Below are 26009 nucleotides of genomic sequence, written 5' to 3'. Positions count from 1 at the left end.
GTCACCTCTTGGGGTGTGCCAAACAGGATCATACATCCAAATGAGTGGAATCGGTTTGCGTTTGAGGCAAGAAAGGGAGCGACTTGGTCTGTCGCAAAAAGTATTTGGTGAAATCGGAGGCGTTGAAGCCAACGCACAAGGTAAATACGAAAGTGGAGGACGTGCACCTAAAGCGGACTACTTGTCTCGCGTCGCCGCGAGAGGTGTGGATGTGCTGTACGTTTTGACTGGCGCAGCCACGCCGATTCAATTGGAAAACCTGAGCCACATCGAAGAGAAGGTACTCGGGGATTACCGCGCAATGTTCAAGGAAGACCAGGCTGCGATCCGTCGCCTGACCTCTACTTTGGCCGAGCATTCATCGTCGATGAATGGAAAAGCCAAGCCAAACCCCCAGGATTCCTGACGCTTCGCCCAGCAAATTGAGCCATCCGCCTCCCGGCGGGTGGCCGTCGCTTAACCAAACTCCATATATATGACGCGTGCAACTAGGTCTGCGCCTTGGTTTTTTGCTAAGGTGTTCGGCAACCTATAAGACCATTTCGCGAGGTGTCTGCTTGATTAGGGTGCTAGTAGTCGATGACCATGATCTCGTTCGTACAGGCATTACACGAATGCTGGCTGACATCGATGGCCTGCAAGTAGTCGGCCAGGCCGAGTCGGGGGAGGAATCCCTGATTAAGGCCCGGGAGTTGAAACCCGATGTGGTGTTGATGGACGTCAAGATGCCTGGGATCGGCGGTCTTGGTGCAACGACCAAATTGCTGCGCAGCCATCCGGACATCAAAGTCGTGGTGGTGACTGTGTGCGAGGAAGACCCGTTCCCGACACGTCTGCTGCAGGCTGGTGCTGCGGGTTACCTCACTAAAGGGGCAGGATTGGCGGAAATGGTCCAAGCCATTCGCCTGGTGTTTGCCGGCCAGCGCTACATCAGCCCGCAGATTGCTCAGCAGTTAGCCATCAAGTCCTTCCAGCCTGTCAGCGACTCGCCGTTTGATGCACTGTCGGAGCGGGAAATCCAGATCGCCTTGATGATCGTCGGTTGCCAGAAGGTCCAGACGATCTCCGACAAACTGTGCCTCTCACCCAAGACCGTTAATACCTACCGCTATCGCATTTTCGAGAAGCTCGCCATCAGCAGTGATGTTGAATTGACCCTGCTCGCGGTGCGCCACGGCATGGTGGACGCCAGCGCCTGACATGACCACACCGTTTGATCCGAGTGCCTTTCTCTCAACCTGCAGTGGCCGCCCTGGCGTGTACCGCATGTTCGACAGCGAGGCCCGCCTGCTTTACGTCGGCAAAGCCAAGAACCTGAAGAATCGTCTGGCGAGCTATTTTCGCAAGAGCGGTCTCGCGCCGAAAACCGCCGCTCTGGTAGCGCGCATCGCCCAGGTCGAAACCACCATCACCGCCAATGAGACCGAAGCGCTGTTGCTTGAGCAGACGCTGATCAAGGAATGGCGGCCGCCCTACAACATTCTGCTGCGTGACGATAAATCCTACCCCTATGTGTTTTTATCGGACGGTAATTTCCCGCGCCTGAGCATTCACCGCGGGGCGAAGAAGGCGAAGGGCAAGTACTTTGGGCCTTATCCCAGCGCTGGGGCAATTCGTGAAAGCTTGAGCCTGCTGCAAAAAACCTTTTTTGTGCGCCAGTGTGAAGACAGTTTCTATAAGAATCGCACGCGGCCTTGCCTGCAATATCAGATCAAACGCTGCAAGGCGCCCTGTGTGGGCCTGGTGGAACCGTCGGAGTACGCCGAGGATGTGCGCCATTCGGTGATGTTCCTAGAAGGACGCAGCAATGCGCTCACCGATGAGCTATCGGCAGCCATGGAGCAGGCGGCGAGCACCCTGGATTTTGAGCGGGCTGCGGAGCTACGCGACCAGATCTCCTTGCTGCGCCGTGTCCAGGACCAACAAAGCATGGAAGGTGGCACCGGCGACGTTGACGTGATCGCGGCCTTCGTCAACCCGGGCGGCGCTTGTGTGCACCTGATCAGTGTGCGCGGCGGGCGAGTGCTCGGCAGCAAGAACTTCTTCCCGCAGACCGGTATCGACGAGGAAGTAGCCGAAGTCATGGCCGCCTTCCTGGGCCAGTACTACGTGAGCAGCCCTGAGCGCGACCTGCCGTCGGAGCTGATCGTCAACGTAGTGCACGAAGACTTCCCCACCTTAATCGAGGCGATCCACGAACTGCGTGGCCGCGAGCTGGACATCAGCCACCGCGTACGCGGCACCCGCGCGCGTTGGCAGCAATTGGCGGTGACCAATGCCGAGCAGGCCCTGAGTGCGCGCCTGGCCAACCGGCAGCATGTTGCCGCACGTTTCGACGCCCTGGCCGAAGTCCTCAATCTGGACGAGCCACCACAGCGTCTGGAGTGCTACGACATCAGCCACTCCAGCGGCGAGGCCACCGTAGCCTCCTGTGTGGTGTTTGGTCCGGAAGGGCCGATCAAGTCCGACTACCGGCGCTACAACATCGAAGGCGTGACCGCCGGCGATGACTACGCCGCCATGCACCAGGCTCTCACGCGCCGCTTCAGTAAGTTGAAGGACGGGGAGGGCAGGTTGCCGGATATCCTTCTGGTCGACGGCGGCAAGGGGCAACTGTCCATGGCCCGCGACGTGCTCAACGAGCTGGCGGTACCTGACCTGATCCTGCTCGGCGTGGCCAAGGGGGCCACACGCAAAGCGGGTTTCGAGACGTTGTACTTGAATGATGCCGCCCATGAGTTCACTTTGAAGGGCGATTCGCCCGCGCTGCATTTGATTCAACAGATTCGCGACGAAGCTCACCGTTTCGCCATTACCGGCCACCGCGCCCGCCGTGGCAAAACCCGGCGAACCTCAACTCTGGAAGGGGTGGCCGGGGTCGGCCCGACGCGACGTCGCGACTTGCTTAAACATTTTGGTGGCTTGCAGGAGCTATCCCGTGCCAGCATTGACGAGATAGCCAAAGCACCCGGTATCAGTAAAAAGCTCGCTGAGCTGATTTATGCGAATCTGCACAGCGAATAGAATGCCTTTCCACCTCGTAGCCAGTTGTGCCGATGAATATCCCTAATCTGATCACCGTTCTACGCGTCTTGCTTATCCCGATTTTCATTTTGTTGTTCTATCTGCCGTACGAATGGAGCTACTTGGCCTCCAGTTCGGTGTTCGCCTTTGCGGCTGCCACCGACTGGCTTGACGGCTACCTGGCCCGCCGCTTGGAGCAGAGCACGCCTTTTGGCGCGTTCCTGGACCCCGTGGCCGACAAGCTGATGGTGGCTGTCGCTCTGGTCCTGCTGGTGCAAGAGCACGGTAATCTGTGGCTGACCCTGCCGGCCGCGGTGATCATCGGTCGTGAGATCGTCGTTTCGGCTCTGCGCGAATGGATGGCCGAAATTGGCGCCCGCGCCCACGTAGCCGTGTCCAACATGGGGAAATGGAAAACTGCCGCGCAAATGCTCGCGCTGGTCATCCTGCTGGCGAACCCGTCCGATTTCTCCTTTTGGGTATTGCTGGGCTACGCCTTGCTGCTTATCGCCGCTGGTCTGACCCTGTGGTCAATGCTCCAGTATCTGCGCGCTGCCTGGCCACATCTGCGCACTACTGTTGAAAAGAAATAAAACTTTTTTGAATCAAGAGGTTGACGTGTGCTCAGGATTCTATAGAATGCGCATCACCAAGCGGGAATAGCTCAGTTGGTAGAGCACGACCTTGCCAAGGTCGGGGTCGCGAGTTCGAGTCTCGTTTCCCGCTCCAAGCATTACGAAAAAGCCACTCAATAGAGTGGCTTTTTTTTGCCTGTGAGTTATGGAATGGACGCTTCGGCGTCTTTTTTCGTTTCTGCGCAAAACCACTGTAAACCAGGGTAATCCCGTACGTTTGAGTGATGTCTTACGGCGTTTTTACGGGGCGCCTGGAAATCGTATGTTGGCTTGCCTCTTCAGGTTACCGTAGGAGCATTAGGTGCTGACTTCCTAACAGGAACTCAGCAACTTTGACGGCTTGTCACCCATGCTGATCCGCCAGTTTGTGTTCCAGGTAGTGAATGTTCACACCACCTTCGCAGAAGCCTTCATCACGAACCAGGTCCCGATGCAGCGGGATGTTGGTCTTGATGCCATCAACCACGATTTCGTCCAGGGCGTTACGCATACGGGCCATGGCCTCGTCGCGGGTGGCGCCCCAGGTGATCAGCTTGCCGATCAGCGAGTCGTAGTTGGACGGAACCTTGTAGCCGCTGTACAGGTGCGAATCCACACGTACGCCGTTGCCGCCGGGCGCGTGGAAATGCTTGACCAGGCCAGGGCTTGGGATAAAGGTTTTCGGGTCTTCGGCGTTGATGCGGCACTCCAGGGAGTGGCCATGCATCTTCACGTCGTCCTGGGTGAAGGACAGCACGTTGCCAGCGGCGATGCTCAGCATCTCCTTGACGATGTCGATACCGGTGACCATCTCCGAAACCGGGTGCTCTACCTGCACACGAGTGTTCATCTCGATGAAGTAGAAGCGGCCGTTTTCGTAGAGGAACTCGAAGGTACCGGCGCCACGGTAGTTGATGTCGATGCACGCCTTGACGCAGCGAGCCAGAACTTCCTGGCGAGCCTTTTCATCCAGGCCTGGTGCCGGCGCTTCTTCCAACACCTTCTGGTGACGACGTTGCAGCGAGCAATCGCGGTCGCCCAGGTGGATGGCGTGGCCTTGGCCGTCGGAGAGAACCTGCACTTCCACGTGACGTGGGTTGGTCAGGTACTTTTCCAGGTAGACCATCGGGTTGCCGAACCAGGCACCCGCTTCGGAACGGGTCTGCTTGGCCGCTTCGATCAGGTCTTCTTCCTTGTGCACCACGCGCATGCCGCGACCACCACCGCCACCGGCGGCCTTGATGATCACTGGGTAACCGACTTCGCGACCAATGCGCAGAGCGGTTTCCTCGTCTTCAGGCAGTGGGCCGTCGGAACCAGGAACGGTTGGTACGCCGGCTGCGATCATGGCGTCCTTGGCCGATACCTTGTCGCCCATCAGGCGAATGGTTTCGGCTTTCGGGCCAATGAAAGCAAACCCGGATTTTTCCACCTGTTCGGCGAAATCGGCGTTTTCCGCGAGGAAGCCGTAGCCCGGGTGGATGCCATCAGCGCCGGTCACTTCAGCCGCGGCGATGATGTTCGAGACTTTCAGGTACGAGTTCGTGGCCAGTGGCGGGCCGATGCAGATGCTTTCGTCCGCCAGTTTCACGTGCATCAATTCGGTATCGGCCGTCGAGTAAACCGCGACGGTCTTGATGTCCAGTTCTTTACAGGCACGCACGATACGCAAAGCAATTTCACCACGGTTGGCGATGACTACTTTTTGCAGTTTTGCGACTTCACTCATTCTGACCTCCGCGTCGCTCAAACAATGTTGAACATGGGCTGGTCGTATTCAACGGGCTGACCGTCTTCGACCATGATTGCCTCAATGACCCCACCGCAGGTTGCCTCCACCGTGTTCATCATTTTCATGGCTTCCACAATGCACAGGACATCGCCTTTTGCCACGGATTGGCCAATCTCAACAAACGCTGCCGAAGTCGCCGAGGCCTTGCGGTAGAACACGCCCACCATCGGTGCCGTGATGAACGTGCCGGCGGGTTTTGGCTCGACCTGTACCGTCTGCGACTCGGATAGTGGCGAGGGAGCGACCGCCTGGGGAGCGGCGGCCGGTTTACGGTCTCGACGAAGACGGACCCGATTGCTGCCTTCTTTGAAATCAATCTCCGCCAAGCCTGATCCTTCGATCAACTTGACCAGTTCTTTTACTTTTTCAATGTCCATGCTGCTGCAACCTTATGCTTGGGTTGGGGGCGTAACGTGGCGTCGAACTATCTAAGGAGGTTGCCCTTGGAGGTTTCACGCAAGGTGAGAATCGCTAATAAGGCACACACTGCCGCGCCTGCCATGAAATAGCCCGGTACCAGTAAATTGCCGGTCTTGGTGATAATCGAGGTGACCACGTAGGGGGTGATCCCGCCGCCCAGGATGGCGCCCAAGTTGATGCTGATCGCCATGGCCGTGTAGCGCACACGTGTCGGGAATTGTTCTGCGTAAGTCGGGTAGCCAACCGATTGAACGATCGGCATAGGCAGGGTCGCGACGAACATGGCCAGTGCGGCGATCCAGAGGCTGCCGCTGTCCATCAGGATCATCATGGGAATCACCAGAATCGCGTAGCCCAGAAAGCCGATACTCAGCGCCTTCCTACGACCGATACGGTCTGACAAACCACCCCAGAACGGCATCATCGCTGCCATGCACAGGCTGATCACTGCTATCACCCAGTAGACTTTGGATTTGTCGAAGTGCAGGTACGTCGTGAGGTAGATGTTCATGAACACCATCCCGATGAAGTAACCCGCATTCTGTGCCGACGCGAATACGATGACCCGCAGTAGTGCCGGCAGGTTTTTGCTGAATACCTCTTTGACCGGCGCTACCGGTGGCTTTTCCTTCTCAAGGAAAGCTTTGAATTCCGGCGTTTCTTCAACGTTGTGCCGCATATAAAACGAGAACATAACCAGCGGGATGGACAAGAAAAACGGGATGCGCCAGCCCCATGCCTGCAACTGCTCGCCACTGAGCAGTCCGGTGGTGATACCGCAGACAATCGCCCCGGTTGCGCCACCCACGGCAACCCCCAGCGGTGTGAATGAACCGAAGAACCCGCGTCTGCCGTTAGGAGAAGATTCCGCTACAAACGCCGCGGCGCCTACCACTTCGCCACCGGCGAAGAAACCTTGGGACAGTCGCAACAGCACCAGCAGGATAGGGGCGGCCAGTCCGATCTGTGCGGTGGTGGGCAATACCCCAATGAGTGCAGTTGCGGTGCCCATCCCGATCACGGTGCTGAGCAGCACTCGACGTCTACCGATACGATCGGCAAGGCGACCGAGCAGCACGCCGCCGATCGGGCGGATGACAAAGGCAATGCCGAACACCGCCAGTGTGGCGAGGAGTGCAGCGGCAGGGTTGTCACCCGGAAAGAACAGAGGTGCGATGATGGTCGCCATATAGCCGTAGATACTGAACTCATAGTATTCAACGGCGGTGCCGGTGGCCGAGGCCATGGCTGCGCGCTTGGCAATGACGGCTGACTGCGTTGTACCGCTGGTGGCGTGTGCCTCGACGTCGAGGTGCGACGAGTGCGTATTTTCAGAGAGAACACGAGACATAAATACCTTCCACTCTGGCCATTGGCCAAAAGAGTTAAGTGGCAGAGGGGCCTGCCTTGAAAGTGACGTACTGAAAACCGACAGTGCACAGTTCATCCGGGCATGCAGGCGCCCAGACGCATCCGTCATTGACTATTCAGCTCTCAGACGAGGTTTTAAGCTCGGCAGTTAAAACGAGGGGTTTGATTCACGAGGCATGGCTGTTTCCTTTTTATTATGGGTAAACGTTGTGGGTGTCACTCAGGTACGCGCACGCGCGGGTTTTTGAATGGTGATGCCTTCTTTGAGCAGGGCTTGCCTGATCGCATTGGCAAACGCTGCAGCGCCAGGCTGGTCGCCGTGTAGGCAAAGCGTGTGTGCCGTCACCGGTACCCAGGTCCCTTGGGTGGTGCGCACTTCGCCTAAATGCAGCATGTTCATGACTTGATCGATGGCCTCGTGGAGGTTTTCGATCATTGCGCCAGGCTGGCTGCGGGGCGTCAGTGTGCCGTCCTCCTGGTAGCTGCGATCGGCAAACACTTCCTGTGCCACGGTTAAACCACAGGCTTGGGCGGCGGTGACTAAGGAGCTACCCGACAAGCCGAAAAGAATCAGGCTCGGATCAATGTCTTTTACTGCCCGGCAGATCGCATCGGCAGTGGGGCGGTGCACCGCGGCGAAGTTGTAAAGCGCACCATGGGGTTTGACGTGGCGCAGTTCGACCTTGGCCGCTTTGGTAAAGCCCAGCAACGCACCGACTTGGTAAACGATGAGTTCGTACACTTCATCCTCGGACAGCGTCATCATCCGGCGACCGAAACCTTGCAGGTCGTCAAAGCCTGGATGGGCGCCTATTGCCACACCCAGCTGTGCGGCCAGCGCCACCGTTGAGCGCATCGAGCGCGAATCCCCAGCGTGAAACCCGCAGGCGATATTGGCTGAGGTGAGGTGGGGCAGAATCGCTGCATCGTCGCCTGCGCGATAAATGCCGAAGCCTTCGCCAAGGTCGCTGTTGAAATCTATTTCAGGCATTGAAGGCCTCCATCGCTTTGAGCGTGCGAGCGCGGGTGAGCAGCAAGGTTTCGGCGGCGCTCAAATCTATAAGAGAGAATCGCAACTTATCGCCCGGCAGTAACTGCGCGAGCCTTGGCAGATCGACGCTGGCTACTTGGGCGATACGTGGATATCCGCCGGTCGTTTGTCGGTCGGCCATCAAGATCAGCGGCTTGCCGCTAGGGGGCACCTGGACGGTGCCGAACGTGACACTTTCCGATAGCAGTTCTTTGGGCGAAGACAACGCCAGCGGTGTGCCATCGAGTCGGTAGCCCATGCGGTCAGAGTCACCGCTCAAGGTATAGTCATGGTTCAAGAAGTGCGCTTGGGACTCGGCGGAAAAGTCTTTCCATTCTCTTCCGGCGATCACTCTTATCTGTTCGCAGGCAACCGCTTCGTACAGCCCAAAGTGGGAGCGGGGGCTGAGGCGTGGCGGGTTGGCAAACGATGAGCAGATGGGGATCAAATCCCCGGCTTGAAGTGCGCGGCCGCGCAGCCCGCCGAACCCGCCCCGGGAGTAAGTGCTGGTGCTGTTCATCAGCGGGTGCAGCAAAAAGCCGCCCCCTACCGCGAGGTAACTGCGGGCGCCCTGTCGCCGTTTGCCGAAACTCAAGGTGCTGCCGGGAGACACCAGGGCAGCCACGCCGGGCTTGAGCGGGATCGCATCCAACTCGGCGCCAAGGTCTGCGCCAGCGAGTGCGATCACGGCTTTGGCCTGAAAATGCAGCGTCGGGCCCTGCAGGGTCATTTCCAACGTGCTGAAGGTGCGAGGGTTGCCGACCAGCAAGTTGCACAGGGCATGCGCATCTTCATCCATCACGCCGGTCACAGGTACGCCCCAATGCTGGAACCCATGGCGACCGGTGTCCTGGAAGGTTGAGAGCATGCCGGGTTTGATTACCTTGATGGTCACTTCGTGTTCTCCCGAGCCAACAGATCAAATTCATGGCGGGTAATGGGTACAAATCGAATCTGGTCGCCGCCCTGTAAAAGACACGGCGGCTGACTCAAGGGAGAAAACATGGGCAGCGGTGTACGCCCTATGAGGTTCCAGCCGCCGGGGAGATCAGCCGGGTAAATCACACTTTGTCGGTTAGCGATGCCGATGCTGCCTTGCTTTACAAGCGTGCGCGGTGTTGCGCGACGCGGCAGCGACAGGGCGTTGTCGTGCATGCCGATGTAAGGATGGCCTGGCGCGAAACCGACCATCAGCACATCCAGCCAGTCGGCCGAGTGAGCGGCGATGACCTCGTTGGTGGTCAGGCCGCAGGCCTGTGCAATGTCTTCAAGATCCGGGGCATATTCCGGGTCGTAGCACACGGGAATATCGAGGCGGGTGACTGTCGTTGCGGCAGCACTGTGCGGGTCTTTGAGACGCTCGGTCACAAGTTTGCAGATCGATTCGTAAGGCGATACGCCGGGGAAAAGACTGGCAATTGACTCAGGAGAGTAATGAACGCCGACGGTCACCATCGCAGAGACAACATCCGTGACGCCTGGCAGTTGACCGTGTGCGCCCAGAGTGCGTAATTGGCTTCCGACCGAGGCGGCCTGGCGGTTGAGGTCAATGGAAAATACGCTGCCAAATATAAGGATTACGCAGCGATCACCGCACGGCTCAAAGTGCCATTTCACGGTGGAGAGCGGCGCTCTCGGCTGCTCATCCAAAATGCAACTGAGGTCGGACATAGTGTTCTCTATCCTCATGCGGCAGGCTAAGCATCGGCCACGCGCGTGCAGCGAGACAGAGAAAGCACGAGCTTTCACAGGTATCCGGCGCAACACAGCAAGGCTTCACGGCTTGAGAGTGCGCCGTCGCTCTAATGGCGACGGTCGCTTGAACAACGTCTTACTTGGCGAACAGCTGGCTCATATCCTTGAACGCCTTGAACTCCAGCGCATTGCCGCATGGGTCGAACAGGAACATGGTGGCCTGCTCGCCGACTTGGCCCTGGAAGCGGATGTAGGGTTCGATCACGAACTTGGTTGCGCGCGCTTTCAAGCGCTCTGCCAGCGCTTCCCATTGCGCCCACTCCAGGATGATGCCGAAGTGCGGAACCGGTACGTCGTGGCCGTCTACCGGGTTGCTGTGCACGCTTTCCTGCGACGCTGTCTTTGGGTGCTCGTGGATGACCAGTTGATGGCCGTAGAAATCGAAGTCTACCCATTGGTCGCTGGAGCGACCTTCGGAAAGACCGAACACCTCACCGTAGAAGTGACGTGTGGCGGCCAGATCGTAGACGGGAATTGCCAGATGGAAAGGGGAGAGGCTCACGGTGATTTCCTATTGATTTGTTTTGATCTGAATCAATTCTTATCCGGAAACACAGTGGGGAAAAGCGCAAATTCTGAGTCCTGAGCACGAATTATTTCGATGAGTAAATCGTTAGTGCAGGCTTTTGCACCATTGTTGTTCATGTTGCACCACGATGGGTCGTACAAACGCTCAACAGCTTGCGGTGCCGCGGTTGATTTTCTATTGCTCATATGAATTCGGAAGGCATCACGCCGCATCAAGGACGCAGGTCCGGAAGATGTTGAACAGCGGTGAATGTTTTTGCCGATACTTTGAGACCAGTACGATCTCCCTGAAAAACGTGAGCTGGCGCAACTCCAGCACCCTGACGTCATCCGCATGTTCGAGCCATAGCCCCGCCTTGGGTACCAGCGAAACGCCGAGCCCACTGCGTACCATTTTGACAATGGCATCCAGTTCATCCAGCTCCAGTGCCTGATGCACATGGATTTTTTGCTGCTTGAGAAACTGGGTGACCAGCCGCCCGCCAAACGAGCCTCGGTCATACCGCACAAAGGGTTGTTCCGCCAGAATCGCCAGCGGGTCGTCGCCCACTACATCTTTGGACGTGATCAATACGAAAGCCTCGCGCGCGATGACTTCGGCATGCAGATCCTTGGGTAGGGAAAAAGGCGGTCTGATCATGATGGCCAGGTCCAACTCGCCAGCGTCCACCTGGCTGAGCAGGTTCAACGACACACCCGGCACAAGGTTGGTTTCGATGAAAGGCGCCTGTGACTTCAAAGCCACCAGCGCCTGCGGCAGGATCCCGGTCTGAACCGTGCCGATCGCGCCGATTCGCAGTGCGCCGTGGAAGTCATTGCCGCTGTCTGCGGCACCCATTCGACCGAAAAGCCGCAGGATTTCCTCGGCCAGGGGAATGGCACGTTGGCCTGCTGAATTGAGCGTGGCTGAGCGTCCGGTACGGTCAAACAATTTGACGCCCAAGCTGTCCTCAAGGCTTTTGATCTGGGCGCTGACGGCAGACTGCGTCAGCCCAACCTGCTGGCCAGCCGCTGCGAACGTGCCCCGCTGCGTAACACATATAAATGTCTTCAACTCTCTGATCATGGTGCACCTGGATTCGTGATGGGGTGTTGGCGCAGAAGGTCGTCTGGTTCGCTGTGTGTATTGTTGAGTACTTTTTCCAGGTGCTCAACGAACACGCGCACTCTGTGCGGAACATGTTGACGTGTCGGTAGCACCGCCGTGATCGACAGTTGCTCGGGCAGCACATCCTCAAGGTTCACCTTTACGAGTGAGCCTTCAGCAAGTTCGTTGCGGATATCCCAATAGGTCAGCATGGCCAGGCCCAGACCTTGTTTGCTTGCAGTGCGCACCGCCTCGACACTGTTGGCGGAAAACGCGCCCTGAGCTCGAATGGCCACGGCGTTCTCGCCGTTGGTGAACGGCCAATAGGGCATTCCGTGCAACGCGATGCATCGATGATGATTGAGGTCATGCAGCACCGTCGGTGTGCCCCATTGCGCCAGGTAGGCCGGGCTTGCGCACACGACACGCGGATTGGGCGCAAGGTTGGTAGCCACCAATGTCGAGTCGCGCAGCGTGGCGATGCGAATGGCCACATCAATGCCGAGCCCGGCGATGTCGATGATGCTATCCGATAGCGTCAGGTCGACCTTGAGGGTTGGGTGGTCAGCCAGCAGGGCTGGCAGCAGCGGCATGATGACGGTTTGGCCAAAGACGCTAGGCGCGGTGACCCTCAATGTGCCGCTGGCACTGCCCGCACTGGTTTTCAACGTGGCCCGCGCAGCTTCGTTGGCCTCAAGCATGGTCTTTGCGTAAGGCAGGTACATTTCGCCTTCCGGCGTGAGTGCGACGGAGCGTGTGGTGCGGTGTACCAGGCGCACACCCAGCTCTTTTTCCAGGGCCGCCAGACGCCGTGAGACGGTCATCGCCGACAGCCCAAGCCGCCGCGCAGCCTCGGACAAACTGCTGCTGATGGCGACGTTAGCGAACACCTCTATCTCGGGAATCTGCATGGTTATAACCGTTTGCGTTAAGGCGCCTTATTGCAAGCGTGCGCTTCTAATGGGCGATTGCCACGCTTATCGTCGTGGCTGGCGAATAATTGAGGGCAAATCATGACAGCACTAAACTCGCGCATTGTAACGCCATTCGATATGGGCGCTCTTAAGCTGAACAATCGCATGGCGCTTGCTCCTATGACACGCGTCAGTGCGAGCGGGAGCGGCAATGCCACACCTGCGATGGCGCGATACTACGAGCGTTTTGCCCGTGGCGGTTTTGGCTTGGTCATCACGGAGGGGATCTACACCGATCGGCAGTATGCCCAGGGCTACCTGAACCAGCCCGGTATCACGGACAGCGAACAGGCGCTTGCCTGGCGCGAGGTAGTCGAGGCGATTCATCGCCATGAGAGCGCAGCAATCGCGCAGATCATGCACGCCGGTGCATTGAGCCAGGCGAACCGTTTTGTTGAGCAATCTGCTGGCCCTTCGGCCATTCGCCCGAAAGGCGAACAGATGAAGTTCTATTACGGCGAGGGGGCGTATCGAGTGCCCCAGGCCATGAGCGATGAAGCTATCGCGGATGCCATTGAGGGGTTTGCCCAGGCGGCTAAACGGGCTGTTGGAATCGCGGGCTTTGACGGCGTTGAGATCCATGGTGCCAACGGCTACTTGCTGGATCAGTTCATGACAGGCTACTCCAATCAACGCGAAGATCGATGGGGCGGTGATGTTCGCCAGCGCTTGAGCCTGACGCTTGAGGTCATTGCAGCGGTGAAGAAGGTGGTCGGGCACTCGCCGGTCGGTGTGCGTATATCCCAGGGCAAGGTCAATGACTTTCAGCACAAATGGGCGGGTGGGGAACATGACGCACAGACGATCTTCGGCAGCTTGGCTGACGCTGGGGTCGACTTCATCCATGTGACGGAGCATCAAGCCTGGCAGCCGGCCTTCAGCGGTAACGAGGCAAGCCTGGTAACGCTGGCTCGCCGTTATGCGCCTGGTGTCGCGTTGATTGCGAATGGCGGAGTGCAGGACTTGAGCAGCGTTGAACAAACCCTGCAGGCTGGCGCAGATATTGTCGCTGTCGGCAAGGCTGCCTTGGCCAATCCGGACCTTGTACAACGGTTGCTGGAGGGACGCGCGCCGGAACCCTTCGATCCGTCGTTGCTTGCGCCGATTGCCCACATCAAGGACAGCGAGCTGAATTAGGTGCAGTGAGTTACAGATCGGCGGGTGGATTCGCTACTATGTACGCCAATCACCGCCACCCGATCTAAGCCTTTGGAGCACCGAATGCCAAGCCAGAAGGACGTGGCCGCCGAAAGCGGCGCGCCGATGATTCCTGAACAGCGTCGCGAGTTGATCTTGCGTCAGTTGCGCAAACAGCATGTGCTGAGTGTTCACCAGTTGATGGAGATGTTCGACTGCTCACACATGACGGTGCGCCGCGATATCGCGTTGCTTGAGCAGGAAGGCCTGGCGTATTCGGTGACGGGCGGTGTGCGCATTGCCAGCCAGCTTCACAGTGAGCCCAGCCACCAGGTCAAGGCCGTGGTTGAGTTGCCGCAGAAGCAAGCGATGGCCAAACTCGCGGCCCGTCTCCTGTTGGCGGACATGACTATTTATTTGGATGCCGGCACCAGCACCCTGGAGATCGTGCCCTATATCAAACTGCTCAGTGGCATGACGGTGGTGACCAATGACTTCGGCGTGGTTCAGGCGTTGATGGATGCACCCCACGTGACTGTGATTCATACCGGTGGGCAGCTCGACCATTCCAATCATTCCTGTGTCGGCGGCCTGGCGGTGGCGACACTGCGTCAGGTGGTGACGGATATCGCGTTTATCTCGACCAGCTCCTGGGACCTGCGACGCGGCATCACCACACCGTCGGCGCTGAAGGTGGAGGTCAAGCAGGTGGCCATGCAATCGGCGTCCCAAGTGGTGCTGGTGGCCAGCAGCTCCAAGTACGGCACGTTCAGCATGTACAAAATTGCCGGGTTGGAGCAGTTCGATGTGATCATCAGTGATGACGCACTGGCGCCTGCGGCGGCGGATGGGATTCGCAAGCAAGGGGTCGAATTGATGTTGCCGTCCGACCCCCAGCCAGCCTAACGCGCCTTTTCAGTCTCTTGCATGAATTGCCCCAGCTCCTTGCTGTAAAACTTCGCCATGCTCGTGGTGCCATGGCCACGGGTGTCGGCACTGGCGGGGATGAGCAGCAGCCGTGCATGCTTGAGCTCTTTCATCGACGCTTCCAACCGTCCGGTTTCCGGAGGGTTGCGCTCATCGTCCGCCGAGTTGATGACCAGCACCGGCGCCTGGATCTTGTTCAGACCCAGGGCTGCGTTGTAGTCGGCGGAGGATTGCCATTGGTAGATGAAGTCATTAGCGTCTGCGGTTTGCGCGGCATTCAAGCGCTCATCCACCAACTTGTCGGCCAGCGCTCGGGTCGGTGCCGCCGCCTGATAGGCGAGGGTGCCGCCGCTGGTGCCAACGTTTGCCAGGCGCAGGGACGGCGGTTGCGCGCTGTAGTTACCGTTGTTCCAGGCCGGGTCTTGCTTGATCGACTCCACCAGCAAACGGCGCATCATCCAGTTGCGCGATGACATCTCGGTGGGTTGGGACGCCATGGGCACCAGCGCGTCCATCATCTGAGGCCAAGTCTGGCCCCACATCCAGGTTTGCATACCGCCCATGGAGTTGCCGATGATCAGCCGCAGGTGCTTGATCCCCAGGCCTTCGGTAACCAATCGATACTGGGCTTGAACCAGGTCGGTGTAGTTGTACTCGGGAAACTTTGCGCGCAGGCCGTCGGAGGGTTTGCTGGACTGGCCCACGCCGATACCGTCGGTGGAGATGATGTAGTACTTGCTGGCGTCCAGCGGCTGCCCGGGGCCGAACAGTTCGCCGCCAAAATCCTTGCTCAGCACATCGCTGCCGGGCCGGTAGGTGCCATGCAGGTAGAGGATGGCGGGGTTCTTGGGGTTGCCGAGGGTGATGTAGTGCAGTTTGAGGTTGGCGAGTTTTTCACCGGTGTGAAAGGTGAACTGCGGGGCGATCCAATCGCCCTCGGTCGCGGCCGGTAACGACGCGGCGCCGACGGCGGAACTGATCAACGCCAGGGACAACAACAGCCCGACCGCGGGCCGTGGACTGAATCTGTGCATGGGTATTTCCTATTGTTTTTGTTTTAGGAGCCCGTGCGCACCAAGGTATGCAGGGGCTTGATCACTTAGCGCGCTTTCCAGTCCCGCAACCATTGCAGCCCTGCCGAGGTGTCGCTCTTGGGGCGGTATTCGCAACCGACCCAGCCGTCGTAGCCCAACTCGTCAATCAGCTCGAACAGGTAGGGGTAGTTCAATTCACCCAGGTTCGGTTCGTGTCGGTCGGGTACGCCGGCAATCTGAATATGGCCAATGCCGTTGATGTCGCGAAGCAGTTTGACCGCCAAATCACCTTCGACGATCTGGCAGTGATAGCAGTCAAACTGCACCTTCAAATTGCTTGCGCCGACCTCCTTGCAGATCGCGTGTGCCTGGTCCTGTCGGTTGAGGAAAAACCCCGGCATGTCGCGAGTGTTGATCGGTTCCAGCAACACCGTCACGCCAGCCTGACGTGCTTGGGCGGTGGCGTAAGCCAGGTTCTCGAGGTACACCGCGTGATGGCGCTCACGGTGCTGCTCCGAGGGCAGCAGGCCGGCCATCACGTGGATGCGGGTATTGCCTAGCACGGCGGCGTATTCCAGGGCACGGTCGAAGCCGGCGCGAAATTCGCTTTCGCGGCCCGGTAGGGTGGCGATGCCGCGTTCACCCGCCGCCCAGTCGCCGGGCGGCGCGTTGAACAGGGCTTGAACCAGGCCGTTGTCGCTCAGGTGCTGTTTGAGTACCTGGGCGCTGTATTCGTAGGGGAACAGATACTCCACGGCATCAAAACCATCGGCCGCAGCCGCTGCGAAGCGCTCCAGAAAAGCGTGTTCGGGGTAAAGCATGCTTAGGTTGGCAGCAAAGCGAGGCATGTGAACTCCTGATGAAAAACGATCAGACAAAAGGCCAGATCAACAGGGTGATAAGGAAGCCGAGCGTGCCGAGGAGGGTGGTGATCACCGTCCAGGTCCGCAGGCCGTCTGCCACGTTGAGGCCGGCCAGCTTGGTGAAAATCCAGTAGCCGGCGTCGTTGATGTGCGACATCGCCAGCCCGCCACCGCCCATAGCCAGGCACAGCAGGGCCATGTGGTTGGGCGTCAGGTTAAGCGTGGCGATCAACGGGCTGATGATACCTGCGGTGGTTACCAGGGCCACGGTGGTGGAGCCTTGCACGGCGCGCAGCAACATGGTCAGCAAAAAGCCCAAGGCCAGCACCGGCAGCCCGGTGGTACGCAGCAGGTCGGAGACCACCGCGCCGATGCCGGTATCCACCAGTACCTTGCCGAATACGCCACCGGCACCCGCAATCAAAATCACCATGGCCACACCCGGCAGCGCCGAGCCAATTACATCGGAGACCTGGGTACGGCTCCAGCCGCGACGGGAACCGAGCAGCCAGGCACACAGCAAGGTGTCGAGCAGCAGCGCCACCAGGGGCGCACCGAGCACGGTCATGATGCCGCGCAGGGTTGATTCGACAGGCAGCAGTGACGTCGCCAGCGTACCCAGCAAAATCAACACGATCGGCAACAGGATCAAACTGACGATCAAGCCGAAACCCGGCGCAGGGGCGGGTGGCAGCTTGGCCACGATACTGCTGGTGGATTCCTCCAGGCCCATGTGCGAGACGGTCTCTGCACCTTGTTGCGCCTCTTGGGTTTTGCCGTCTTGCCAGGCGCGCAGGTCGTCGTTGGTGACGTGCGGGCCGTAGACTTCGGCGCGGATATCATCGGACATCGGGTAGAAGCGGCGCGTCATGCGCCCCGCCACGCGATAGCCGACGTAGCACAGGAACGCCGTCAGCGGCAGCCCGAACATCAGCACCCGGCCCAGGTCCGCACCCAGTTGGCTGGCGGCGGCGACCGCACCTGGGTGCGGTGGCAGAAATGCATGCACCGTAAGCAGCGCTGCGCACATCGGCAACGCGAACATCAGCAACGGCTTGCGAGCGCGACGAGCCACACCGTAGGCCAGCGGCATGAGGATGATCACCCCCACCTCGAAGAACACCGGCACGCCGATAATGAAACCGGCAATCGTCAAGGCAAGGGGCGTGCGTCGATTACCGAAGCGTTCAATCAGGGTCTTGGCCAGCGCCTCGGCACCGCCCGACAACTCAATGATGCGGCCGATCATCGCGCCCAAGGCAATGATGATCGCAATGTGGCCGAGGGTCTTGCCCATGCCGCCTTCAATGGTGGCGACCAGATCGGCAGGTTTAACTCCCGCCACCAGGGCCACCATAATGCTGACCAACATCAGCGCCACGAACGGCTGGAATTTGTATTTGAGCACTAGGAACAGCAGCAAGGCGATGCCTAGGCCTGCGGTTGCCATCAGGATAAGCGGGCTCATGAGCGCGGCCCTTCATGGAAAACGCAGGATGGTTTTTTGTCGCTGCAAACATCAACACGAAACTTGATAGTGGTCATGCTGGAAGGTCCTGTTGTTTTTATTGTTAAGGGTGTTGCGGGTGGGAGCGGCGCCTACCAGTGCGCGCCGAAAACGCTTTTAAGCTCGGCCAGCGCTGCAGCATCCAGCGGCGCCGGACGCGGGTTGCTCATCAGCCACAGCCGTGCGGTTTCTTCGAGTTCTTCGAGGGCGTAACTGGCCTTGGAAACTGAGCTTTCCCAGACCACCGGGCCCAAGCGCTCGAGCATTACGCCACGCACACTGTTGGCGAGGCGCGCGACCTGGTCCGCCACATCGGGCGCGCCGGGGCGTTGATAGTTGATCAGCGGGATATGCCCGACCTTCATCACCTGATACGGCGTCAGCGGGGGCAGGATGTCATCCTGGCGCCAAACACCGGCAAGCGTCAGGGCCACCAAATGTGTGGAATGGGTATGCACCACACCACCGACGCCAGGGTTGCGATCGTAAACCTGGCGATGCAAGGCCAGGGTTTTTGACGGTTTGTCGCCAGAGACCCATTTGCCCGTAAGGTCGACCTTGGCGATCAACGCAGGGTCAAGGCGGCCCAGGCACGCATCGGTTGGCGTGATCAGCCAGCCGTCATCCAGGCGCGCGCTGATGTTGCCAGCGCTGCCGACTGTGTACCCTCGCTGATAAAGACTGTGACCGACGATGCAGATCTCTTCGCGCAAGGCGTTTTCGTTGCTCATTGCGCACCTCCTGCCAGTTGCTTAAGTGCTTTGTCGAAAAAGTCTCTACCGCCGAAATTGCCCGACTTTAGGGCCAGCGCCAGCGGTTCGGCAGTGTTGCTGAGGGTCGCGGGAACACCGGGGTCAATCTGCGTGCCAATCTGCAGTAGGCGCACGCCCAGGGCGGTGACTACGGCGCCAGAGGTTTCACCGCCAGCGACCACGAAGCGTCTTACGCCGGCCTGACGTAGGGCTTGGGCAATTTCTCCCAGGGCGTTCTCTACCAATTCGCCTGCGCGCTCGGCGCCCAGTTGCTGTTGCACCGCCTTGAGTTCATCCGCAGGGCTGGTGGCATAGATCAGTACGGTGTGTGGGTTGCTCAGGGCAAACGCCACGGCATCCGCCACTACCGACTCACCCGCCGCCAGGGCTAGAGGGTCGATGCGCAGCGCCGGTCGTCCGGCTTCGATCCACGCGGCGACTTGGCCGTTGGTGGCAATCGACGCGCTCCCTGCCAGCACCACCTCGCCACCGGGTACGGTAGGTAAGGAGGCTGGATCGAAGTCGCGAAGTTTGCCGGCCCGGCGGAAGTTGTCGGGAAGGCCCAAGGCCAGGCCGGAACCGCCGGTTAACAGCGGCAGATCACTGCAAGCGCTGCCGAGGGTGTGCAGGTCTTGATCACTTAGGGCATCCGCGATGGCCATGCCTATGCCTTGGGCGCGCAGCTCTGCAATCCGTTCGCGCACGTGTGACACACCTTGGGCGATGGTGTCGTAGCGCAGCAGGCCAACCTTTTGGGTGGTTTGTGATTGCAGTACGCGGACCAGGTTGGCGTCGGTCATCGCGGTCAGCGGGTGGTGCTGCATGCCTGACTCATTGAGCAGTTGATCCTGCACAAACAAATGACCGCGGAAAATGGTCCGGCCATTTTCCGGAAACGCCGGGCAGGCCAGGGTGAAATCACTGTCCAGCGCCTTGAGCAGGGCCTCGCTGACCTGGCCGATATTGCCGGCGGCCGTCGAGTCGAAGGTGGAGCAGTACTTGAAGAAAATCTGCTCGCACCCTTGTGCGCGCAGCCATTCAAGGGCGGCCAGGGAGTCGGCTACCGCCTGCGCCGCCGGGACAGTACGCGACTTCAGCGCAATCACGATCGCATCGGCATCCAGCGTCGCAGCGACTTCATCGCTGGGGATACCGATGCTTTGCACAGTACGCATGCCGCCGCGCACCAGCATATTGGCCAGGTCTGTGGCCCCGGTGAAGTCGTCGGCGATGCAGCCCAGCAACGGGCGTGCGCTAGGTAGGTTCATGGGCAATCCTTATTCGGTTTCGGTCTTGGCAGTCGGGAGCTCAATGCCAGGGAAAATCTTGATCACCGCCGAATCGTCCTCACGCCCGAACCCGGCACTGGAGGCCTGCATGAACATCTGGTGAGCGGTGGCTGACAATGGCAGCGGAAACTTGCTGGCCCGTGCGGTATCCAGCACCAGGCCCAGGTCCTTGACGAAAATATCGACGGCCGAGAGCGGCGTGTAATCAGCCTTGAGAATGTGTGGCACGCGGTTCTCGAACATCCAGGAATTGCCCGCGCTGTGGGTGATCACTTCATACAGTGCATCGGCCTCGACGCCTTCACGCAGCCCCAGTGCCATGGCTTCTGCGGCAGCGGCGATATGCACGCCGGCCAGCAGTTGGTTGATGATCTTTACCTTTGAGCCCAGGCCATGGGCATCGCCCAGACGATAGATCTTGCCGGCCATGCCCGTGAGCACGTCATCGGCTTTTGCATAAGCCTCGGCTGGGCCGGAAGTCATCATGGTCATCTCACCGGCCGCCGCTTTGGCTGCACCACCGGAGATCGGTGCATCCAGGTACAGCAACCCTGCGTTGATCAAGCGCTGGCCCAGGTCTACCGCGTAGGTAGGGGCCACCGTGGCGCAACCAATCACCAGGCTGCCAGGGCGCAAGGCGGCGACGGCGCCATGTTCACCAAACAGGACCGTCTCGGTTTGTTCGGCATTGACCACGACGGTGATGATCACATCGCACGCGGCGGCCATCTGGACAGGCGAGCTGCAGGCAACGCCCCCTTCACTGGCGAACTGCTGCGTGACGGTTTCTCGCACATCACAGGCATGCACGTTGAAGCCGCTGCGCAACAACGAGCGGGCAATGCCCAGCCCCATCGCGCCTAAGCCGATAACACCAACATTCTTGTTATTCATGGAGGCTCCGTAGCAAGGCTGTGGGTACGTGGGCGCCGCAGAGGTGCAGGCGATCGTCCAGATACAGGTAAGGGGCGGGAAGCTTATTCGGGGAGGTGTCGAACATCGTTGCCATCCTGTTTTGTTTTTTTGTCAGGGTGTCATGCGGGTTGAATAGATAATCCACCAATGATCAGATTATGTGAAGTTATTTTTTGATTTAACAATATTTAACATCGCCGCGGGTCGCTGCCAGGCTTCAGCGTTGAGAACACAGGCGTTGAAACGCAAAGTGAGCACGGCTTTTGGCGGTGCTCACTGGAAGGCTGTGCGGTGCTACGCCAGGAATTAACGCGAGTAGGTGACTTCTGCGGTCCAGTTCGACGTTTTCTGGTTGTGCAGGTCCCAGAACGCCTTTGCAATGCCAACCGCCTCCTCGGATTCCGGTTCGACGAACGCGGCCACAGTGACCGTGGCCACATGCACGTTGTGGGTTTTGGCCGACTCGAAGAGGCCTGTCGTCAATGCACGAATACCGGCCTTACCCAGACTCAACGAAAGATAATCTGCATTCGGTTCGATGCCGAAGAAGCCACCAGCCCCCGGGTTTGCTCAGGGTGTCACTGCCCATCACATTTGGCCGCCGATGGGTTGCGCCGCTGTTGCCCGCATTTATCGCCCAGCATCCGAAAATACGTGTGGATGCGCGGTTTGCCGACAGGTACGTGGATGGTGTGGCGGAAGCTTCGATGTCGCGATTCGCGTTGGAGTGCTGCGCGACAGCACGCTGGTGGCCAAGCAGATTGCCCCTTTCCGTAACCGCCTTTACGCCGCTCCCAGCTATATCGCGTCCCATGGCCAGCCCCAATCCCTTGAAGCGTTGGCCGAGCATGCGAGCTTGGATTCTGCAGCCACTCCAGTTGGCCGGACTGGGTACTTAAAAATAGCAGCCAGCAAAAAACTTTTTGGCCGACGGGCCCGCTGATATCCGACAGCTCGGAGTCGCTTTTACAGGTGGCGGTGTAGGGCGTTGGGATCATTCTGACGCCTGACTGGCTGGCTGGCGCGGCGGTGCGCGACGGCACGCTTGTGCAAATACTCGCGCAATGGGAAGGCGCAGAGGTGGGCGGAATCTATGCAGTGATGCCGCCGGGGCGGCTGGTTCCGACGAAGACAAGAGTCTTTGTCGATCAAATAACCCGTGCGATTCAGGCAGGCTGGCAGCAGTAAAAAGAGACATCCGATTAACAAAATAAAATTGTGTTTGTGAAAAATTTATATTGATTTTTTTTAGGTTGGTAGCGCTTTAGCATAAATCCACCTTCAAAAAAAGCCGTCGGGCAGCGACCACGGTGCCCGGCACCACAAACCAATAAAAATTGTTATCGGAGTCCTGATGAGTCTTTCTCCTTTCCATCTCGCAATCCCTGTGTATGACTTGGCCGCCACTCGTCACTTCTACGGTGAGGTGTTCGGTCTTTCCGAAGGTCGTTCAAGCGACCAGTGGGTAGACTTCGATTTCTACGGCCATCAACTGGTCATCCATGAGCACCCTAAAACTGCGTCGCAGGAAAGCGTGCACAGCAACCCGGTAGACGGCCACGATGTACCGGTTCCGCACTTCGGCATCATCCTGGAGTGGGCACAATGGGAAGCCCTGGCCGAGCGCTTGAAAGCGCGCGCAACCAAGTTTGTGATCGAACCCTACATTCGCTTTAAAGGCCAGGTCGGCGAGCAAGCCACCATGTTCCTATTCGACCCGTGCGGCAACGCGCTGGAGTTCAAGGCGTTCAAGGATATGAGCCAGCTGTTCGCTAAATAATAAAAACCTGGCGCACGCTAAAGAGTGCGCCAGGAAAACATAAATGAGCTGGAAGCTCATGAATCTAGCTACTGCCTAAAGCAGTCCTTTCATTCCAACAAAAAGGCTAGACATGAAACGTATCCCCTTAGTTTGGCAAATCGTTGCCGGGCTTTTGCTTGGCGTGCTCGTGGGTTGGTATTTCAATACCCATCCGGAAAATCAAGTATGGGTTAGTACCGAAATCCTTAAACCACTCGGAGACATCTTCATCAAGATGATGAAGATGGTCGTCGTGCCGATTGTTTTCTGCTGCATGATCCTCGGCATTGCCGGGGGCGGTGATAACAAATCGTTTGGGCGCATGGGCGCAAAGTCGTTGATCTACTTCTTTGCAATCACCAGCCTCGCCATCGTGCTTGGCTTGTGCTTTGCCAACCTGTTTGAGCCGGGTAAGGGTACCGACATTGCAGGGATCGCCCATAACGCGGCAGCCGTGCATATGGAGCCGTCGAAAGGCGCGCTGATCATCCTGCAAAACATCGTGCCCGATAACGTGATTGTCGCGATGTCGGAAGCGAAGTTGCTGTCGGTGCTGTTCTTTGCCGTGCTGCTGGGTATGGCGTTGAACACCTTGCCTAAAGAGAAAAGCGCACCGGTTATTGCAGTGGTGCAGGGCTTCTCCGATGCGATGTTCAAAGTCGTGTCGTTTGTCATGGCCTACGCACCGATCGGTGTATTCGGCATGATCGGCGCCACGGTGGCGACCTTCGGATTTGCCTCGTTGCTGCCGTTGCTCAAGTTGATCGGCGTGGTGTACCTGGCGCTGATTACCTTTGCTCTGTTGATGCTCGGAGGCATTTGCTACCTGATCGGCGAAAACGTCTTCAAGTTGATCAAGTACTTCCGTGATGAGCTGATTTTGGCCTTCTCCAGCGCAGCCTCTGCGGCGGTCATGCCACAGTTGATGACCAAGCTGGAAGCCTATGGCGTGCCTCGGCGCATCGTCAGCTTCGTAGTGCCTGTGGGTTATGCGTTTAACCTGGACGGTGCTTCGATCTTCCTTGGTGTGGCGACAATCTTCATTGCCCAACTCTATGGCATTGATCTGTCGTTGACTCAGCAGATTTTGCTGGTGGTCACAATGGTGCTGACGTCGAAGGGCGCCGCCGGTGTGCCTGGGTTTGCCATCATCATTCTGTCGGCCACCTTGGCGTCTGCCGGGCTGCCGCTGGAGGGGGTCGCGTTGATTGCCGGGATCTTCCGGATCATCGACAGCGGTACCACTACCTTGAACGTGCTGGGTAATGCAATTGCACCCCTGGTCATTGCCAAGTGGGAGAAAGCGCCCCTGGAGCGAAAAAGCTCAATAAGGGTCGAGCAGAACGCTTAATCAGCGACACACAAGAGCCTTCCACGTTAATCGCGTCGAGGGCTCTTTTTTGGGCTGATAAACCTATAAGAAGTTATTGCGTGTTCATTCTTTTCAGGCGCCGGGGTGCTCGGTTCAGATAAGGAATCGTGCCCTGTTAGTTGCCACTGTGCTGCCATTATTTATAAAAAAAACAGGTGGGCTATGTGCAAGAAATCAGTGTTCTATCGGACGCGTCGCTGCGTCGCAGTATGGATAGTGTTGCTATTTATGGGAACTTACCAACTGGCGGTTGCCAGCCCACGCACGGCGTTGACGCATTCTGCCGTGGCCGTACCTGACCAATTTGCTGCGGACACCGCCAACGCAATCTTTGCCAAAGGCGGGAATGCCGTGGATGCGGCCGTTGCCGTTGCCTTTTCCCTGGCGGTGACCTACCCCGAAGCTGGAAATATCGGCGGCGGCGGTTTCATGACCGTCTATTACAAGGGCAAACCCTATTTTCTCGATTACCGCGAGCGTGCGCCGCTGAAAGCAACGCGGCATATGTTCGTCGACAGCTCGGGTAAAAAAGTGATTGCTGCCGACCAGCCGCAAGGCAGTGTGATCGGACACCGCTCGGTAGGTGTACCCGGCACTGTCGCGGGTATGTGGGAGGCTCACAAGCGCTTTGGCAAACTCAAATGGGCGGACCTGATCGAGCCCGCCATTGGCTACGCACACCATGGCTTCGTCGTCGATGAAGCACTGGCCAGTATTGCTGCAAGTGAAAACGCCAAACGCTTCGCCGGTAAAACCAACTTCGCTGAACATTTCGGCAGGCTGCAGGCAGGCACTACCTTCAAGCAACCTGAACTTGAGGCGGTTCTCAAGCGCATCGCCGCGCAGGGGCCGAAAGGCTTTTACGCTGGTAAAACCGCAGAGCTGATCGTGACCGATATGAGTGCCAATGGCGGCTTGATCAGCGCGCAGGACCTGGCCGATTACAAATCCGTGTGGCGTACCCCAATACAAGCCAACTGGAATGGCTTCCAGGTTGTCACCGCGCCACCGCCCAGCTCTGGCGGGGTCGCGCTGGTGCAACTGTTGAAGATGAAAGAGATGCGCCGCGAGGATTTCCAGAGCGTGCCGCTTAACTCCGTTCGCTATATGCATTTAGTGGCGGAGATCGAAAAGCGGGTATTTGCTGATAGGGCAAAGTACCTGGGTGATCCGGATTTTTACACGGTGCCGGTGCATGAATTGATCGACGAACACTACCTGGCGGGCCGAGCGTCGCAGGTCAATCTATCGATCCCTTCGGACACCAATAAGGTCGTCGCCGGCCTGAATATTGAATCGCCGGAGAAGCCCCAGACCACGCACTTCTCAATCGTCGATAAATGGGGCAATGCCGTTTCCAACACGTACACGCTCAATGGCTTTTTCGGCTCCGGCGTCGTCGCGGAAAAAACCGGCATTTTGCTCAATGATGAGATGGATGACTTCTCGGCACTGGCAGGAGTGCCCAATCAGATGGGCGTCGTGGGCACCGACACTAATGCCATCGAACCCGGAAAGCGGCCCTTGTCTTCGATGACGCCGACGATTTTCCTGAAGGACGGCAAGGTCGCCTTGGTGATCGGTACACCCGGTGGCTCGCGGATTTTTACCTCCATCTTCCAGGTCGTCAGTAACCTGTATGACTTCCACCTTGGGCTGAAAGATTCGGTGGGCGCGATGCGTTTTCACCACCAGTTGCTGCCTGCCAACACGATTTTCTGGGAACCCTATGCACCGATCTCGGGGCAACTGGCGACGGAAGTTGAAGGCGCAGGCTATAACCTTGCAAACCAGGGCTTCAATGGTGATATCCAGGC

The 26009-nt window shown here is 58.3% G+C and carries 26 protein-coding genes and 1 tRNA gene; 11 read left to right on the top strand and 16 right to left on the bottom strand.

Annotated features, from left to right (window positions below; genetic code table 11):
* The first annotated feature begins 40 nt into the window (after positions 1-40).
* The 5 genes from AB4N82_RS00135 to AB4N82_RS00115 all read left to right on the top strand — a co-directional run bounded on the left by AB4N82_RS00135 (position 41) and on the right by AB4N82_RS00115 (position 3753).
* The gene (locus AB4N82_RS00135) at positions 41-406 is read left to right on the top strand and encodes a helix-turn-helix domain-containing protein (RefSeq protein WP_032886614.1); all 366 of its coding nucleotides are present in this window, start codon (positions 41-43) and stop codon (positions 404-406) included.
* A 151-nt stretch (positions 407-557) separates the two neighbouring features.
* Positions 558-1199: a response regulator transcription factor GacA gene (gene gacA, locus AB4N82_RS00130; RefSeq protein ID WP_032886613.1), complete on the top strand. Its 642-nt coding sequence runs from the start codon at positions 558-560 to the stop codon at positions 1197-1199.
* A 1-nt stretch (position 1200) separates the two neighbouring features.
* On the top strand, positions 1201-3024 hold the full coding sequence (gene uvrC / locus AB4N82_RS00125; protein WP_122764985.1) for an excinuclease ABC subunit UvrC: 1824 nt from the start codon (positions 1201-1203) through the stop codon (positions 3022-3024).
* Positions 3025-3056: 32 nt separating this feature from the next.
* A complete protein-coding gene (pgsA, locus tag AB4N82_RS00120; RefSeq protein WP_032886611.1) occupies positions 3057-3617 on the top strand; it encodes a CDP-diacylglycerol--glycerol-3-phosphate 3-phosphatidyltransferase in 561 nt (186 codons plus the stop codon).
* Positions 3618-3677: 60 nt separating this feature from the next.
* Positions 3678-3753, top strand: a tRNA-Gly gene (locus tag AB4N82_RS00115).
* A 249-nt stretch (positions 3754-4002) separates the two neighbouring features.
* Here AB4N82_RS00115 and accC read toward each other — a convergent pair.
* The 9 genes from accC to AB4N82_RS00070 all read right to left on the bottom strand — a co-directional run bounded on the left by accC (position 4003) and on the right by AB4N82_RS00070 (position 12532).
* A complete protein-coding gene (gene accC, locus AB4N82_RS00110) occupies positions 4003-5367 on the bottom strand; it encodes an acetyl-CoA carboxylase biotin carboxylase subunit (RefSeq protein WP_260366527.1) in 1365 nt (454 codons plus the stop codon).
* 17 nt (positions 5368-5384) lie between these two features.
* Positions 5385-5807, bottom strand: a complete 423-nt coding sequence (gene accB / locus AB4N82_RS00105) for an acetyl-CoA carboxylase biotin carboxyl carrier protein (RefSeq protein WP_122764050.1) — start codon at positions 5805-5807, stop codon at positions 5385-5387.
* Positions 5808-5854: 47 nt separating this feature from the next.
* On the bottom strand, positions 5855-7201 hold the full coding sequence (locus AB4N82_RS00100) for an MFS transporter (RefSeq protein ID WP_095186404.1): 1347 nt from the start codon (positions 7199-7201) through the stop codon (positions 5855-5857).
* Between the two features lie 240 nt (positions 7202-7441).
* A complete protein-coding gene (locus AB4N82_RS00095; protein ID WP_122764051.1) occupies positions 7442-8212 on the bottom strand; it encodes a LamB/YcsF family protein in 771 nt (256 codons plus the stop codon).
* Positions 8205-9146 (bottom strand): 5-oxoprolinase subunit C family protein, encoded by a 942-nt coding sequence (locus tag AB4N82_RS00090; RefSeq protein ID WP_032885538.1) that lies wholly within the window; start codon positions 9144-9146, stop codon positions 8205-8207. The genes AB4N82_RS00095 and AB4N82_RS00090 overlap by 8 nt, the downstream gene beginning before the upstream one ends.
* The gene (locus AB4N82_RS00085; RefSeq protein WP_122764052.1) at positions 9143-9922 is read right to left on the bottom strand and encodes a 5-oxoprolinase subunit B family protein; all 780 of its coding nucleotides are present in this window, start codon (positions 9920-9922) and stop codon (positions 9143-9145) included. The genes AB4N82_RS00090 and AB4N82_RS00085 overlap by 4 nt, the downstream gene beginning before the upstream one ends.
* A 160-nt stretch (positions 9923-10082) precedes the next feature.
* On the bottom strand, positions 10083-10508 hold the full coding sequence (locus AB4N82_RS00080; RefSeq protein ID WP_034105550.1) for a VOC family protein: 426 nt from the start codon (positions 10506-10508) through the stop codon (positions 10083-10085).
* A 228-nt stretch (positions 10509-10736) separates the two neighbouring features.
* Positions 10737-11600 carry a LysR family transcriptional regulator gene (locus AB4N82_RS00075; RefSeq protein WP_122756378.1) on the bottom strand — a complete coding sequence of 288 codons (864 nt, stop codon included), beginning with the start codon at positions 11598-11600 and terminating at the stop codon, positions 10737-10739.
* The gene (locus AB4N82_RS00070) at positions 11597-12532 is read right to left on the bottom strand and encodes a LysR family transcriptional regulator (protein ID WP_122764053.1); all 936 of its coding nucleotides are present in this window, start codon (positions 12530-12532) and stop codon (positions 11597-11599) included. Before AB4N82_RS00070 ends, AB4N82_RS00075 begins: the two co-directional genes overlap by 4 nt.
* A 102-nt stretch (positions 12533-12634) precedes the next feature.
* Here AB4N82_RS00070 and AB4N82_RS00065 point away from each other — a divergent pair, with 102 nt between their 5' ends.
* Together AB4N82_RS00065 and AB4N82_RS00060 are read left to right on the top strand one after the other, a co-directional pair.
* Complete coding sequence (locus AB4N82_RS00065; RefSeq protein ID WP_460103411.1) at positions 12635-13732, top strand: oxidoreductase; 1098 nt, start codon at positions 12635-12637, stop codon at positions 13730-13732.
* An 84-nt stretch (positions 13733-13816) separates the two neighbouring features.
* Positions 13817-14638 carry a DeoR/GlpR family DNA-binding transcription regulator gene (locus tag AB4N82_RS00060; RefSeq protein WP_032885529.1) on the top strand — a complete coding sequence of 274 codons (822 nt, stop codon included), beginning with the start codon at positions 13817-13819 and terminating at the stop codon, positions 14636-14638.
* Here the strand turns inward: AB4N82_RS00060 and AB4N82_RS00055 are convergent.
* The 7 genes from AB4N82_RS00055 to AB4N82_RS00025 form a co-directional block, all read right to left on the bottom strand.
* A complete protein-coding gene (locus AB4N82_RS00055) occupies positions 14635-15693 on the bottom strand; it encodes an alpha/beta fold hydrolase (RefSeq protein WP_460103407.1) in 1059 nt (352 codons plus the stop codon). The genes AB4N82_RS00060 and AB4N82_RS00055 overlap by 4 nt on opposite strands.
* A 65-nt stretch (positions 15694-15758) precedes the next feature.
* A complete protein-coding gene (otnI, locus tag AB4N82_RS00050; protein WP_122753774.1) occupies positions 15759-16541 on the bottom strand; it encodes a 2-oxo-tetronate isomerase in 783 nt (260 codons plus the stop codon).
* 22 nt (positions 16542-16563) lie between these two features.
* Complete coding sequence (locus AB4N82_RS00045; protein WP_032885519.1) at positions 16564-18024, bottom strand: GntT/GntP/DsdX family permease; 1461 nt, start codon at positions 18022-18024, stop codon at positions 16564-16566.
* Positions 18025-18155: 131 nt separating this feature from the next.
* On the bottom strand, positions 18156-18794 hold the full coding sequence (gene otnC / locus AB4N82_RS00040) for a 3-oxo-tetronate 4-phosphate decarboxylase (protein ID WP_032885517.1): 639 nt from the start codon (positions 18792-18794) through the stop codon (positions 18156-18158).
* A complete protein-coding gene (otnK, locus tag AB4N82_RS00035) occupies positions 18791-20083 on the bottom strand; it encodes a 3-oxo-tetronate kinase (protein ID WP_032885516.1) in 1293 nt (430 codons plus the stop codon). Before otnK ends, otnC begins: the two co-directional genes overlap by 4 nt.
* A 9-nt stretch (positions 20084-20092) precedes the next feature.
* Positions 20093-21052, bottom strand: coding sequence for an L-threonate dehydrogenase (ltnD, locus tag AB4N82_RS00030; protein WP_460105191.1), 960 nt, complete (start codon positions 21050-21052; stop codon positions 20093-20095).
* A 273-nt stretch (positions 21053-21325) separates the two neighbouring features.
* Positions 21326-21502: a hypothetical protein gene (locus AB4N82_RS00025; protein WP_460104093.1), complete on the bottom strand. Its 177-nt coding sequence runs from the start codon at positions 21500-21502 to the stop codon at positions 21326-21328.
* Between AB4N82_RS00025 and AB4N82_RS00020 the strand changes: the two genes are divergently transcribed.
* From AB4N82_RS00020 to ggt, 4 genes are all read left to right on the top strand, one after another.
* Positions 21502-21918, top strand: coding sequence for a LysR substrate-binding domain-containing protein (locus AB4N82_RS00020; protein ID WP_233897001.1), 417 nt, complete (start codon positions 21502-21504; stop codon positions 21916-21918). The genes AB4N82_RS00025 and AB4N82_RS00020 overlap by 1 nt on opposite strands.
* A 455-nt stretch (positions 21919-22373) precedes the next feature.
* The gene (locus tag AB4N82_RS00015; RefSeq protein ID WP_032885513.1) at positions 22374-22799 is read left to right on the top strand and encodes a VOC family protein; all 426 of its coding nucleotides are present in this window, start codon (positions 22374-22376) and stop codon (positions 22797-22799) included.
* A 112-nt stretch (positions 22800-22911) separates the two neighbouring features.
* Positions 22912-24171: a cation:dicarboxylate symporter family transporter gene (locus AB4N82_RS00010; protein WP_032885511.1), complete on the top strand. Its 1260-nt coding sequence runs from the start codon at positions 22912-22914 to the stop codon at positions 24169-24171.
* A gap of 249 nt (positions 24172-24420) precedes the next feature.
* On the top strand, positions 24421-26009 hold a 1589-nt coding region (gene ggt, locus AB4N82_RS00005; protein ID WP_460104090.1), incomplete at its 3' end, for a gamma-glutamyltransferase.

This window comes from Pseudomonas sp. H1_D04, assembly GCF_054683855.1.
Note: the sequence above shows the minus strand (reverse complement) of the source record. Positions and strands in the feature narration are given on the sequence as shown.

Excerpts from the sequence above, each read along its gene's own strand:
- AB4N82_RS00065 (WP_460103411.1), top strand. The coding sequence starts at position 12,635 with ATGACAGCACTAAACTCGCGCATTGTAACGCCATTCGATATGGGCGCT.
- AB4N82_RS00060 (WP_032885529.1), top strand. The coding sequence starts at position 13,817 with ATGCCAAGCCAGAAGGACGTGGCCGCCGAAAGCGGCGCGCCGATGATT.
- otnC (WP_032885517.1), bottom strand. The coding sequence starts at position 18,794 with ATGAGCAACGAAAACGCCTTGCGCGAAGAGATCTGCATCGTCGGTCAC.
- otnK (WP_032885516.1), bottom strand. The coding sequence starts at position 20,083 with ATGAACCTACCTAGCGCACGCCCGTTGCTGGGCTGCATCGCCGACGAC.
- AB4N82_RS00095 (WP_122764051.1), bottom strand. The coding sequence starts at position 8,212 with ATGCCTGAAATAGATTTCAACAGCGACCTTGGCGAAGGCTTCGGCATT.
- pgsA (WP_032886611.1), top strand. The coding sequence starts at position 3,057 with ATGAATATCCCTAATCTGATCACCGTTCTACGCGTCTTGCTTATCCCG.
- accC (WP_260366527.1), bottom strand. The coding sequence starts at position 5,367 with ATGAGTGAAGTCGCAAAACTGCAAAAAGTAGTCATCGCCAACCGTGGT.
- AB4N82_RS00010 (WP_032885511.1), top strand. The coding sequence starts at position 22,912 with ATGAAACGTATCCCCTTAGTTTGGCAAATCGTTGCCGGGCTTTTGCTT.
- uvrC (WP_122764985.1), top strand. The coding sequence starts at position 1,201 with ATGACCACACCGTTTGATCCGAGTGCCTTTCTCTCAACCTGCAGTGGC.
- AB4N82_RS00085 (WP_122764052.1), bottom strand. The coding sequence starts at position 9,922 with ATGTCCGACCTCAGTTGCATTTTGGATGAGCAGCCGAGAGCGCCGCTC.
- AB4N82_RS00055 (WP_460103407.1), bottom strand. The coding sequence starts at position 15,693 with ATGCACAGATTCAGTCCACGGCCCGCGGTCGGGCTGTTGTTGTCCCTG.
- AB4N82_RS00015 (WP_032885513.1), top strand. The coding sequence starts at position 22,374 with ATGAGTCTTTCTCCTTTCCATCTCGCAATCCCTGTGTATGACTTGGCC.
- AB4N82_RS00075 (WP_122756378.1), bottom strand. The coding sequence starts at position 11,600 with ATGATCAGAGAGTTGAAGACATTTATATGTGTTACGCAGCGGGGCACG.
- AB4N82_RS00020 (WP_233897001.1), top strand. The coding sequence starts at position 21,502 with ATGCACGAATACCGGCCTTACCCAGACTCAACGAAAGATAATCTGCAT.
- AB4N82_RS00045 (WP_032885519.1), bottom strand. The coding sequence starts at position 18,024 with ATGAGCCCGCTTATCCTGATGGCAACCGCAGGCCTAGGCATCGCCTTG.
- AB4N82_RS00070 (WP_122764053.1), bottom strand. The coding sequence starts at position 12,532 with ATGCAGATTCCCGAGATAGAGGTGTTCGCTAACGTCGCCATCAGCAGC.
- AB4N82_RS00135 (WP_032886614.1), top strand. The coding sequence starts at position 41 with ATGAGTGGAATCGGTTTGCGTTTGAGGCAAGAAAGGGAGCGACTTGGT.
- AB4N82_RS00100 (WP_095186404.1), bottom strand. The coding sequence starts at position 7,201 with ATGTCTCGTGTTCTCTCTGAAAATACGCACTCGTCGCACCTCGACGTC.
- otnI (WP_122753774.1), bottom strand. The coding sequence starts at position 16,541 with ATGCCTCGCTTTGCTGCCAACCTAAGCATGCTTTACCCCGAACACGCT.
- accB (WP_122764050.1), bottom strand. The coding sequence starts at position 5,807 with ATGGACATTGAAAAAGTAAAAGAACTGGTCAAGTTGATCGAAGGATCA.